The 12,293-nt window shown below is 43.7% G+C and carries 11 protein-coding genes; 3 read left to right on the forward strand and 8 right to left on the reverse strand.

Annotated features, from left to right (window positions below; genetic code table 11):
- Positions 1-295: 295 nt before the first annotated feature.
- The 6 genes from H6S82_RS04885 to H6S82_RS04910 all read right to left on the reverse strand — a co-directional run bounded on the left by H6S82_RS04885 (position 296) and on the right by H6S82_RS04910 (position 7,573).
- The gene (locus H6S82_RS04885; protein ID WP_190467828.1) at positions 296-1,087 is read right to left on the reverse strand and encodes a YdcF family protein; all 792 of its coding nucleotides are present in this window, start codon (positions 1,085-1,087) and stop codon (positions 296-298) included.
- Between the two features lie 75 nt (positions 1,088-1,162).
- Positions 1,163-1,480 (reverse strand): hypothetical protein, encoded by a 318-nt coding sequence (locus tag H6S82_RS04890; RefSeq protein ID WP_190467825.1) that lies wholly within the window; start codon positions 1,478-1,480, stop codon positions 1,163-1,165.
- A gap of 70 nt (positions 1,481-1,550) precedes the next feature.
- On the reverse strand, positions 1,551-3,146 hold the full coding sequence (locus H6S82_RS04895) for an AAA family ATPase (RefSeq protein WP_347339462.1): 1,596 nt from the start codon (positions 3,144-3,146) through the stop codon (positions 1,551-1,553).
- A gap of 151 nt (positions 3,147-3,297) precedes the next feature.
- Entirely contained in the window at positions 3,298-3,888 is a 591-nt protein-coding gene (locus H6S82_RS04900) for a 50S ribosomal protein L25/general stress protein Ctc (protein ID WP_190467822.1), read from the reverse strand.
- A gap of 66 nt (positions 3,889-3,954) precedes the next feature.
- Complete coding sequence (locus H6S82_RS04905; protein ID WP_190467818.1) at positions 3,955-5,289, reverse strand: adenylosuccinate synthase; 1,335 nt, start codon at positions 5,287-5,289, stop codon at positions 3,955-3,957.
- Positions 5,290-5,446: 157 nt separating this feature from the next.
- Entirely contained in the window at positions 5,447-7,573 is a 2,127-nt protein-coding gene (locus tag H6S82_RS04910) for an ATP-binding protein (RefSeq protein WP_190467815.1), read from the reverse strand.
- Positions 7,574-7,792: 219 nt separating this feature from the next.
- On the opposite strand from H6S82_RS04910, the gene H6S82_RS04915 reads away from it, so the two are divergent.
- The gene (locus tag H6S82_RS04915; protein ID WP_242056828.1) at positions 7,793-8,746 is read left to right on the forward strand and encodes a sulfonate ABC transporter substrate-binding protein; all 954 of its coding nucleotides are present in this window, start codon (positions 7,793-7,795) and stop codon (positions 8,744-8,746) included.
- Between the two features lie 84 nt (positions 8,747-8,830).
- Entirely contained in the window at positions 8,831-8,986 is a 156-nt protein-coding gene (locus H6S82_RS04920) for a hypothetical protein (protein ID WP_190467810.1), read from the forward strand.
- Positions 8,987-9,289: 303 nt separating this feature from the next.
- Here the strand turns inward: H6S82_RS04920 and H6S82_RS04925 are convergent, their stop codons facing one another.
- Together H6S82_RS04925 and H6S82_RS04930 are read right to left on the reverse strand one after the other, a co-directional pair.
- Positions 9,290-9,487, reverse strand: coding sequence for a DUF2283 domain-containing protein (locus H6S82_RS04925; RefSeq protein WP_190473714.1), 198 nt, complete (start codon positions 9,485-9,487; stop codon positions 9,290-9,292).
- 39 nt (positions 9,488-9,526) lie between these two features.
- A complete protein-coding gene (locus H6S82_RS04930; protein WP_190473716.1) occupies positions 9,527-11,881 on the reverse strand; it encodes a tetratricopeptide repeat protein in 2,355 nt (784 codons plus the stop codon).
- A gap of 260 nt (positions 11,882-12,141) precedes the next feature.
- Here H6S82_RS04930 and H6S82_RS04935 point away from each other — a divergent pair, with 260 nt between their 5' ends.
- A complete protein-coding gene (locus tag H6S82_RS04935) occupies positions 12,142-12,279 on the forward strand; it encodes a hypothetical protein (protein WP_190473718.1) in 138 nt (45 codons plus the stop codon).
- Positions 12,280-12,293 lie beyond the last annotated feature (14 nt).

The raw sequence follows: 12,293 nt of genomic DNA on the forward strand, positions 1-12,293 counted from the left end.
GACAGTAACGCTCAAATTCTTCACGATACCGAACTTCTTGGTAAAACTCGCTGGTCGCTTGGTAGGCAGCAAAGATTTCATCGCCTGCCACCGGCGGCAGTGGGATAATTCGTCTTAATTCTTCTGACATGAGTCTGAGGGACTGAGGGCTAGAAAGTCAAAAGTCAAAAGTCAAAACACAAAAAGGGAAGAGGGGAAAAGCGTCGGGATATAAGAATTGCAAATTGAGATTGCAGATTTCAGATTAAACTTCAATCCAAAATCTAAAATCCAAAATCCAAAATCCTTGCATCCCCTAGAGCCAACCTCGGAGACGATAAATCCCTATACCAATGTATTCTTTGAGAGCGCGGGTTGTGTCTCCCAGTCTGGTGCTGTCCGGCAGGAGATTCAGCAGCGTGGCTTGCCAAGTGCTTTCCTCCTTGAGGTCTTCTTGTACAACGAGAAAGTCAGTCGGAGCTGGGATAGCTTCGATTCCCTGACGTTTGAAGATGGCGAGAGATCTCGGCATATGGAAAGCAGAGGTAACTAGGAGGACACGGGGTTCGATATTTTTAGCTGCCAAGATTTTGCGGACATTCACGGCATTTTCGTGGGTGTTGAGGGATGTGGGATCTTGTAAAATAGCTGACTTGGGAACGCCCATTGTCTCTGCAATTTCTGCCATATCTTGGGATTCTGGTGGCCCGCCGTTTTTCCAATCGATGCGACCGCCGCTGAGAATCAGGATCGGCGCTTTACCCTCTCGATATAACTTAGCACCGTAGAGGATGCGATCGCCTTCTTGAGCTACTTCTACCCAAGGTCGGGGCGGCTTTTTCGGCAGAATACCACCTCCCAAAACGACGATCGCAGGTGCTGACGGCAGTTCGACCGTTGGGATATACTGTCCTTCGAGCGATCGTACTAATCCACGAGCTACCCAGGTATTGCTTGCCAACAGCAACACGAAGAGTGCGAGAAATATCGGTACGCCTGCCCATTTTGGCCGTTTCCACAACATCACCAAAGCGACGATTATCAGTCCGCAGGCTAGCCCTAACGGGTAGATGAAAATAGGGAGTAGCTTCGATAAAAATAGGAACATCTGCAATTACGGGATTTGAGATTTCAGATTTGAGATTTCAGATTTGAGATTGAAATTACATTTGTCATTTTAAATTTACAGTCTGGAACTTCTGCGTGGGTTTTTCCAAAAGAACCAGCTAGGACGAGGTTGGTGGCGCTTGTTGATTTTTTTGCGCCTTAAATTAGTCTTAGTTGGCTTAGGGTTTCCTTCTTTTGCAGATTCCGGAGTCGTTTGCTGGGGAAGGCTGGGCGTTTCTGTGTTTTTCCACCCAGCCGCTATCCAGCCAGCAGATAGTCCACCCAGGATTGCCAAAAGGAAACTTAAAGCTGGTGACTGTCCGAGCAACAAAAAACCCAAAAAAAAGAACAAAGCTGCTTTCAGTCCTGTGGAAATGCCCTCAGAGATAATCATCGGTCATTGCTCATTAGTGTTTCTGCTGGCAATTTATCGCATCAAGAAAAATTGAGCAATGAACAATGAGCTATTGACTGATTAGGGAATTCAATTGTGATTCTAAGTCTTGGGTGGTGTCTAATGTTTTGACAAAAGCTTGTTCGGCGTCTGTGAATGCTTCGCTAGCGGCTAGTTGACTGCTGAGCAGGTTAGCGGTAGCGTCAGAAACATCGCCGGTACGGGATGAGAGGCGATCGCGCAATACTTCCTCTGGTGCTGTACAGTATAAAATTTGCAGAGGCAGATTGTGCGCTTGGGCCCGCTCGATCGCCTCTTTCCGCAACGCCACGCGGTCGTACTTGGCATCTAAAATTACGGTAAAGCCTTGGCTTGCCAGCATAATTCCCAGTTCCAACAGACGCCCGTAAGTTTTGTGAGTCATTTCTGAAGTGTACAACTCATCGCCGCCGCGATCGCGCAACGGTACACCAGCCAAATGTTTCCGCACTGCATCGGAACGAAGGTGAATTGCGCCTATTTTGCGAGCCAACTGTCGCGCCACCGTACTTTTCCCAGATCCGGATACACCGGACGTTAAAATTAATTTACCTTGGCGCGGTTTTGTGTATTCCCACGCCATTTTATAGTAGTGAGATGCTGTTTCTAGAGCTTTTTCTTTCTCATCAGTGGGAATACCCGGATCGTCCAACAAAAATGAAGTTACTTTCGCTCGCACATAAGCTTGACGGCTTAGGTACAAAGGCAAAACTTGCAAACCTTCCCAATCGCCAGTTTCTTCCACATAGGTGTTCAAAAAGGCATTACCGAAGTCGGGACGTTGCCTTGCTTCCAAATCCATCACGGCAAACGCGACATCGTACATTACATCGACAAAGCGGAAAGGTTCGTTAAATTCAATACAGTCAAATAGCAGAATTTTGTCATTCCACAAACAGATATTTCTTAGGTGTAAATCGCCGTGACATTCGCGAATAAAATTATTTTGAATCCGACTGGCAAATAGTTCTAATCGAGATGCAAAGAAAGTATCTGTAAAGTGTTTGGTTTCCTCATACTGAGACTGAGTTTGCGGCCCGCCGATATATTTGGCAGTTTGGTCGTAATTTTCGTCGATCGCTTGTCGAATTCGATCGACTTCTCCAAAGGTGCGAATGTACTCATTCGTTGGCGTTTGGGCGTGGAAATCTGCCACAATTCGTCCCAAATCTGCCATAGTTTCCTCAGCTAATTTACCAGCTTCAAATAAACTGAGGAATAAAGTATCTTGCGGAAATTGGCGCATTTTCAGCGTATATTCTACCGCTTCGCCAGCACCGCCGAGTTGAAAGCGATCGCCTGCCTCAGTGATAGGCAAAACTTCCAGATAAATTTCGGGTGCGCCCCGCTTATTCATCCGAAACTCTTCATTACAAAAATGTTGTCTTAGTTCTAAAGTAGAAAAGTTCAAAAAGCCAAAATTAACTGGTTTTTTGAGTTTGTAGGCATAGTCGCCCGTAAGCAATACATAAGAAACGTGCGTTTGAATTAGCTTAATTGGTTCTGTGACCGGATGAGGATAAAATTCCGGCTGCAACATTTGCTGAATGAGAGGAGGGAGAGTAGTTTCGGTCATGATAATTGATAATTGCTGAAAAGGTAAATTGTCAATCAAAACAAATGACAAATAGACTTCTCTAGAAAAGAATCTAAAAAGCAGGCAGGATGCCTACTCTACAAGAATTTTTGGAGATGTCTAATGACAAATTTTAATAAAAAACCAGGGACGAAACCCTGGTTCGGTCAGAAATAAACTGATAGCATCAGTTGAGCGAGGCTCATACAGCTGCTGCTTCTGCACCTTCCGCACCACCCTGCTGCGCGAGTACAGAGACAATTACTTCATTTGTTTCTACAACGGCAACGACGCCTGGGGGTAAAGTTAACTCGTTGATGTGAATTGCATCGCCAATATCCAAATTGGCGACATCAACCTCAATTTTTTCTGGGATGCTTTCGGGCAAACATTTGACTTGCAGTGATGATATCGCAGTGTCTAACATCCCGCCTCTTAGCTTGACACCTTTTGGTTCGCCGACAAAATGGAGCGGCACTTTCACTTCAATGTTACCGTGAGCGGCGACAGAAAAGAAGCTGACGTGGTAGATATGTCCTTTAGCGGGATGAGATTGCACTTCCCGCAGGATAGTTTGACCGCTCCAAGGTAGGTCGGTAACGTTCAGATTAATCAGGGTGTTGTTGATGGAGGCTTTTTTGAGCAGTTGCTCAACGGTTTTGGCGTTTACTGTCAAAGAAACTGATTCAGCACCGTTGTGACCGTATAAAACGGCAGGAATTTGACCGTTGCGACGCAGAGAGTTGGGTTTGCTTTGTTCTGGCCGCTTTTGACATTCAACTGTGAGTTCCATGTTCGGATTTGCGATTTGAGATTTTGGATGGCAAGACTTTCGATTGTAGCAATTAGCGATCGAATTTCAGACAGCCACAGGTGTGCCGTCAGCGTGCAAAAGGGCTCGTTTGGGCCCGTGGATGGGGTCTTCCACAATAATTGTTTGGTCGCGGCTGGCTCCCAGAGATACGATCGCAATGGGGACTTCCATCAATTCGGCGAGGTATTTGAGATACTCCAGCGCTTGTTTGGGTAAGTCTTCCAATTGCCGACAATCAGCTGTGGATTGTTTCCAACCCGGTAAGGTTTTGTAGATGGGTTTGCAATTAGCAAAGATGCGGGAACTGGTGGGAAAGTCTTCACAGCGTTGACCGTCGATTTCGTAGGCAACGCAGACTTTGATTTCGTCTAACTCGTCGAGTACGTCGAGTTTGGTGATGGCGAGACAGTCCATTCCGTTGATGCGGACGGCGTAGCGACCGATGACGGCATCAAACCAACCGCAACGGCGTTTGCGTCCGGTGGTGGTGCCAAATTCCGCACCGCGATCGCATAAAAATTCTCCCACATCGCCGTCTACTTCGGTGGGAAATGGCCCTTCTCCCACTCGTGTGGTGTATGCTTTGGCGACGCCGATGACGCGATCGATCATGGTCGGGCCTACACCTGTGCCCACGCAAGCTCCACCGGCCACCGGGTTGGAGGAAGTCACATAGGGATACGTGCCGTGATCCAAATCCAGCAGGGTTCCTTGTGCCCCTTCAAACAGAATATTGCGCCGCCGCTTAATGGCATCGTAGATTTTTAAGGAGCTATCGACTACGTGAGGTCGCAAACGCTCTGCATACTGCAAATAATGCTCGATTACCTCTTCTGGGTCGAGGGCCGGCAAGTCGTAAAGCTTTTCTAGGATGACGTTTTTGTAGTTAATTGTCCAGTGCAGCTGTTTGCGGAGGGCATTTGGTTCCATTAAATCCAAGATACGGATGCCGGTACGCTCGGATTTGTCGGCATAGGTCGGGCCGATACCGCGACCTGTGGTGCCGATTTTGTGGTTTCCGCGCCTCTCTTCCGATGCCCGGTCAATCATGCGGTGGTATGGCATGGTGACGTGGGCGCTTTGGGAAATCAGCAGGTTGCGCGTTGAGATACCCAGCTTTTCTAGCTGGTCGAGTTCTTCAATCAGTACCTGGGGGTCGATGACGGTGCCGCAACCGATGATGCACTCGGTATCGGGATATAGAATACCAGAGGGAATCAGGTGCAGCTTGAAGGTCTGCCCTTGCACCACAACGGTGTGTCCGGCATTGACACCCCCTTGGTAACGTACAACTACATCTGCTGATTTACTCAGTAAATCGGTTATTTTTCCTTTTCCTTCATCGCCCCACTGGGCACCTATCACTATTACGTTAGCCAAGGGTTTATTAAAAGTGGTAAAGTTTCACAAACTCTTATTATTATCAGATCCCCATACTCTTGTCAAGTAGGTAGTCGATCGAACTGCGGTAAGTCAAAAGTCACTCATTCAAAAGTTTTTTGAGCGTCAGACATTCAACTACTTTCGATCTGGTGGGTTACTGCTGCCGTGCTGCACTAGCCTGATTGGCGCTCTGTTTGATGGGGATATCAATCCAAAACTCTGTCCCTTCACCGGGTTGGGACAAACAGTTCAAATTTCCGCCGTGTTTATCCACAACAATTTGATAGCAGATGGATAATCCTAAACCTGTGCCTTGACCGACTGGTTTAGTGGTAAAAAATGGGTCGAATATTTTAGATTTTACATCATCGGTTATCCCAGAGCCGTTATCTTTTATACAAATCGTTACCCAATCGCGATCGATAACTTCGGTACGGATGGTAATCTGACTGGGACTGTTTTTTATTTCCTCTGGCGAGCGCTTTTTGTCTTTTTCTTGCAGAGCGTCGATCGCATTACTGATAATATTCATAAATACCTGATTCAATTGCCCGGAATAGCACTCGATATCTGGCAAATCACCGTACTCTTTCATAACTTCAATTCCCGGAGATCCCGGTTTACTTTTTAAGCGACTTTGTAAAATTAACAGCGTACTCTCAATGCCTTCTTCAATTTTCACTTGTTTCATTTCCGCTTCGTCCAGCCGAGAGAAATTTCGCAACGTTAAAACGATATTGCGGATGCGATCGGTTCCCACTCTCATGGAAGATAGCAATTTCGGTAAATCCTCAATTATATATTGTATATCCGCTGTTTCCACGTATTCTTGAATCTCTGGATCGGGATGTGGATAAAACTTTTGATAAAGCTGGAAAAGCTCTATTAATGTTTCGCTGTATTCATTTATATGAAAAAGATTACCGTGAATGAAATTGACGGGATTGTTGATTTCGTGAGCTACACCTGCCACTAATTGTCCCAAACTAGACATCTTTTCAGTTTGCAGTAGTTGAGTTTGCGTTTGTTTGAGGTTATAGAGCGCTTCGTGAAGTTCTTTTTCTGCTAGTTTGCGTTCGATAATTTCCCGTTCTAAGGCTTGGTTTGCTTCGCTCAACTCTCCGGTGCGATCGGCTACTTTTTGTTCCAAATCGCGATAAAAATCAGCCAGTTGATCGGCCATTTTGTTAAAGGTATTAGCCAAGACTCCCAATTCATTGCGGGCGGTAATATCCACTCTGATATCGAGATTTCCGGCACTAATTTTAGAAGCGACATCTGTCAGGCGTTCCAGGGGTAAAACAACCGACCTTGAGAAAGCGAACCCCAAACTAACTACAACCACAGTTACGAGAAAAAGAGATCCGCCCATAACGATTGCCATTCTACGAACCGGAGCGTAAACTTCAGCAGTTGGCAATTCTACTACCACAGTCCATTGCACTCGACGTACCAAGGTAGCAGATCCCAAAACTTCTTTGCCCTTCAATCCCCGGTAAATTAAAAATTGTTCGATATCTGCTGCTGATGAGGATAGTTTTGATATATTCTGGATAAAAGGACGTTGGGAAAGGTTTTCTATTTTAAAGGTATTGGGTGTACTTCCCTTTTTAGCAATGAGATTAAAGCGGTCATCAAGAACATAAACGTAACCACTTTTATCTACATTAATTTGAGACATAACCAGAGATAAAAAGTTAAGATTTATCCGAGCGAATAATACTCCATCAACATGATTTTTCCAATTTCGGATCGGAACGGCTATCCAAGTTACTGGTAAGTTTGTTTTGGGGTCAATTTCTACGCGATCCAGATAATTTTCTCCTTCCTTAAACGTTTGCGAGAATAGGGGAGATTTAGCAACCTTGACCAAAACGGGATCGGATGGAGATATTGGTTTGTATGGGGACATAGCTTGGACAACTTTGCCTTGATTGTTGATAATACCAACGATTTCGTAGGCACTGTTGCTATTAACAAGTCCTTCCAGTAGACTGGCTAAAGTTTGGTCAGAAAACTCTGTCAATCCACGCAATCCCGCTAGGTAATTTAATTGACGCTGTAAGTCATTCAGATAAGTACCGATTTCGCTGGCGGTGGAGTGCGATCGCTCTTGCTGTAGCAGTCTTGACTGTTCCACCTCGCTGAGGAAGCTAAGATAGATTAACGCGCCTCCCGTTATTGCTAAACTGGCGATCGCAATTGATACAAGACCGTACCGCAATTGGTTGGCGATCGAAAAGATCCGTTCTCGAAAATCCTTCCTATTTGGACTATCCATAAATAGTCTCGGCTCCCTTATCTTAGTTTATAGGTTAAAACATCCAGTTAACGTCGATGGCCCATTGAACTGCTGTTAACAGTTAAATGCCCTAGATATTTGTGAAACTATATGTTATTTAAGCTACAGAAACTCTTACTGCCAGATCTTTTAAAGTCTATTTCGGATTGCTTTAAACTTCGTTTAACTACAATATTTCTATTACTGTTTGCTGGTAGTTTGGCCTTAAGTTTAGCTTTGGGAAGTTGTAATTCCAGTACGAATAGCAATTCTAGTGCCGCTTCTTCAGACGATGGGATTGGGAAAGTAACAGTAGTGCGAATCGGTCATCAACCGCACGGCGCACCGATTCTGCTCAAAGCCAGAGGTACTTTAGAAAAACGCTTGGCATCGATGGGTCTTTCCGTACAGTGGGTGGAATTTCCCGCTGGGCCACCGATTATGGCAGCGATGGCAGAAGGAAAAGTTGATATGGGGATGGCTGGAGAAGTGCCTCCTTTGTTTGCACAAGCAAGCGGTGTACCTCTGGTGTATGTTGCCAACGAGCAACCCGTTCCCACAATGATGGGTATTTTGGTACGAAACAATTCGCCAATTAAAACGTTAGCTGACCTTAAAGGTAAAAAAATAACTGCTACAAAAGCATCAGCAGGTCACTATCTACTCATACAGGCTCTCTTGCGAACAGGCTTGACACTTGAGGACGTACAAGCAGTTTATCTGCCTCCACCAGAAGGACAGGAAGCTTTCCGGCGGGGAGAAGTAGATGTTTGGGTAGGTTGGAACCCGTTTTTGGCAATTTTAGAAGACAGTATGCCAGTTCGGTTACTGGCGAATGGTGAGGGGTTGACGAAAAATACAAACTTTTATTTTTCCACTCGCTCTTTTGCTAGTAGCAGCTACGATATTGTCAAAATTGTCATAGAAGAAATGCGACAGGTAGGAATTTGGGCTACCAATAATCCGTCAGAAGCGGCGAAAATTATTGCTGCAAAAAACAATATGAAATTAGCAACAGCGCTGAAAATGACAAAGATGAATTATTACGGGGCGCAACCGATTCAAGATCGAGCGATCGAAGAACAACAAAGAATTGCAGATACTTTTTTCCGGTTAGGTTTGTTGCCCAAACAAATTCGCGTTGAAGATGTTGTATGGAAGGGGAGGTCTTAGAATTAGGGTCACACGCTGACACCTTCTCGTTTAGCATTTCGATATAACTGGATATAGCCGCTCTCAAAAGGTTTACAAGAAGGCTTGCAACAAGGTTTAGAACAAGGAGAACGCCGAGGTAAGTTAAAAACAGTACCGATATTACTGGCAACAGGGTTAACTGTAAATAAGATTGCTGAGGTGTTAGGTTTGTCTGTGGAGGAAGTGCGACAAGCAGCGCAACAGGAATCTTCTAATTAAGTTGGAAAATTTGCCCTTTTGGGGTTGGTTTGTGAATGCGATCGCACTTTACGGATACTGAGGCGATCGCATTTTTATATGCTATACAAAAAAGAAGCGATCGCATTTAACAATTCCTCACAAAAATCTGCGTCGTATCTAATCAACCGCCTGCGAATTGATTCGCAGGCTAATAGCAAAAGTCGGATAAATCCGACTGGATATATATGTTATTTCTTCAGTCCACTTCAGTGGACTTTCGCTATGAGCCTGGGGTTTGAACCCCAGGCGGGCTGTAAGCGAAGCAATTGACTGAGAAGAGGCTTATTTCGGGATAGAATATTCAACCAAACGGGGATTATCCATTCGTTTAGAAGCATCTAATATTTCTAAACCCACGATATTTCCTTCTTTGTCATAATCAACAATTAATCCAGGCTTTTCTTCGTCGCTTTCTTCAATAGGAGAATTGTTAAAAATGATTCTCATCACATCTACTTCAGAATCGTAGGTAATTTTCATGGCTGTTTCCTATATTTATCGATTCAGCGGTTAATGATTTTACCTATTTTCCATCGCCCGTTGCACTTTCTCAACTTGCTTGGGTGCTTCCATTTCGGTGAAGAGTTTAATTGCTTGTTGAAAATTTGGCTGACTTTTTTCGGTGTCACCCATTTTTTGATAAGTTAAGGCAAGTTGATAGTAAGCTTCGGCTAAGTCGCATTTAGCGCCTATTTTTTCTAGGAGTTCTATTGATTCTGTATGATGAGAAAGTGCGGTTGTAAAATCTCTCTGTTCTCGATAAAGTTCTGCTAGACCATAGAGAGCTTTTGCTTTTACTTGAGTGTAACCGATTTCCTTAGCAAATGAAATAGCTCTGCGGTACATCTCAAAAGACTTTTCAGTTTCTTCTAAATTTTTATAAGTTTTTCCTAAAAATAGTAAGCTATAGCCTTTAGTCCATTCGGTAACCTCTGTTATTAAAAGTTGCTGATAAGCTTTTTCTGCCAAATAATATGCTTCTTGTTCAAAACCCAAGCAAGACTTCAGGAACGCCAAGCAAAAACAAGCGTCCGCTGAATAGATATTAAATTCTGTATTTTTTGAAATTAATAAACATTCTTCAAAGTGTTTCATAGCTTCTTCAAGCTCCCAAAGATCTATTTTACAAAGACCTATATTTATTAAAAAAACTGCCTTTCTACTTTTAAAATACTTGCGCTTTTTTGTTTCTAAAGTATTTTCAGAGTTAGATTCTAAATATTCAGTGGCTATCCTGCTCGATTCTTGATGATACTTAATAGCTTTATTAAGTTCACCAATTAAATTATATAAATAGCCCATTATAATATTTAAATTTATCAAGCAGTAGGGATCATTAATGTGGTTGATTATAGGAGTTATTGCCAAAATAGTTTGTTGTAATAAACCCAGCCTCCAACAAGTAGTACCAAGGTTTTCTACAGCAATTAGCTGATTCTTATTTATATCTTTTACAATCACAGCCCCAGCTTGCTCATAATCATTAATCTCTACATAATGATAGTAAGCCTCAAAAGCTTTCAGTGCATCCTCTAAATTTTCAACCGTCTTCAGACTCTCCGTCCAAAACTCAGCAGCTTTCCGATTCCCTGTCTCCCAATCTTCACTTTCCCTCAATCTTTTTACCGCTTCTGCCCGAATCACTGGATGCAGCCAATATTCTTGATTACAAAATTCGACTAAAGACCTATCTCTCAACGATTTAATTACCCGTCGATGTTGACTATCTTGCACATCCCAAAGTAAACAAAACAAACCTTCAATCGGAACTCTTGGAACATCTTGATATCGATAACATCCCAAACGGCAGAGAAGTTTATAAGCAGATAAATCCAGTTGTTGCAAACGATTAAATTGACTAACAACTAAACCTTCTAATTCTCTCTCAATCAACAAATCATCTTTATTTGCTTGCCAATAAGCGACTAAATTATTGTTAAACTCCTTAATCGCACCACGGAAAATGTCCATAGCTTTGGCATTTCCCCCATAAGCTTGGTGCATGGCATTCAGCACTTCTGTATCTATCTGAATATTGCGGCTATTAAAAAACTTTTCCCATGCGGCGATATCCAAACCTTCTAAGCGATAATACTCAACTGTTACCGATGATTCGCGCAGGCATTCGCGGCTGGTAATTAGGGTAACAGATTGCACTGCTGGATCGGCTAAAGCAGTGAATAATTCTACATATTTTCGATGCGCTTCGATGCACCTGCCATTTCCATCTAGTGCTGGTTCCAGGTTATCAATTAATATGCCTATTCTTTGCTTGGGATTTCGCAAATGCTGCCTCAATCTATCCAGGGTAACGCCAAATTCTCGCCCTGGTTCTTCATCAAAATATCGCCGCAGCCATTCCTCAATTATACTTTCGGCAGAGGTAATATTTTGAGTTTCCTTTGCCATCCGCAGATCGAGTATTTTATCGAATCCCTGCGTGTTGAGGAATTGCCACGCCAGCGTTGTTTTGCCGATACCGCCTTTACCGTGAATGACGATCGCTTTTGCACCTTGTTGGATTAGGTTGTGGAGATATGCGATCGCACCCTCCCGCCCCACAAAATTCGGATCTTCCTTGGTTATAGCCTCTTTAGGCGGAGGAATATGGTCGCTTTCCTCCAGTGTTAACCCCAAAGCTGCGAACAATGCCTGGATAGACCTTTTATCAACTCCTTCTTCCCTCCGCAATATCTTAGAAACGGTATCGGTACTCAAAGTCCTTATAGACTTTGGATTATTGTGAGGCTTAGTTAGATCTTCTATCTTTTCTATCGTATGCTGACCATGAAACTTTTTTCTCAGCGTATCTTGCAGTTTATCCCAACCGCGATCGCTCAGTATACGTCCCCGATTTCGTTGCTGCTTATTCATCGCCGTTATCCGCCTAAGACCCCGATCGCCGAAGTTACACCGACCTTAAGGGAGATAATAGCGCTTTTGCCGATGTTAAGGCAGTGATGCGATCGCAAAATCTATCGTTTCTGGAAGCTGGAAAGCCCTACAATGGTGCTTTTCCAGAATTTTACTCAAAAAACCTAAGTTCCGGCTTATCGTCGGGATCTCCTCTGGTTGAGATTGTTGGCAAGTTGCACGATGGATTTAGCTGATAAATCAGGAGTCCACCAATCATCATGGAAGACAAAGATTTTCAAGACTTCTTAACCGCATTGGGAATTACTGCCAGCATCCTGACCATTTGGCCTTTTTGTCCCGCTTTAGCAATTGGATCGAGTGTGGCTATAGCAATTCACTTATATCGGATGAAATAACAAGAAAATAAAGA

Source organism: Planktothrix sp. FACHB-1355 (genome assembly GCF_014748295.1).
Taxonomy (GTDB): domain Bacteria; phylum Cyanobacteriota; class Cyanobacteriia; order Cyanobacteriales; family Aerosakkonemataceae; genus Aerosakkonema; species Aerosakkonema funiforme_A.

Coding starts and splice junctions, on each gene's coding strand:
- H6S82_RS04890 (WP_190467825.1), bottom strand. CDS start 1,480: ATGATTATCTCTGAGGGCATTTCCACAGGACTGAAAGCAGCTTTGTTC.
- H6S82_RS04930 (WP_190473716.1), bottom strand. CDS start 11,881: ATGAATAAGCAGCAACGAAATCGGGGACGTATACTGAGCGATCGCGGT.
- H6S82_RS04910 (WP_190467815.1), bottom strand. CDS start 7,573: ATGGATAGTCCAAATAGGAAGGATTTTCGAGAACGGATCTTTTCGATC.
- H6S82_RS04935 (WP_190473718.1), top strand. CDS start 12,142: ATGGAAGACAAAGATTTTCAAGACTTCTTAACCGCATTGGGAATTACT.
- H6S82_RS04900 (WP_190467822.1), bottom strand. CDS start 3,888: ATGGAACTCACAGTTGAATGTCAAAAGCGGCCAGAACAAAGCAAACCC.
- H6S82_RS04925 (WP_190473714.1), bottom strand. CDS start 9,487: ATGAAAATTACCTACGATTCTGAAGTAGATGTGATGAGAATCATTTTT.
- H6S82_RS04885 (WP_190467828.1), bottom strand. CDS start 1,087: ATGTTCCTATTTTTATCGAAGCTACTCCCTATTTTCATCTACCCGTTA.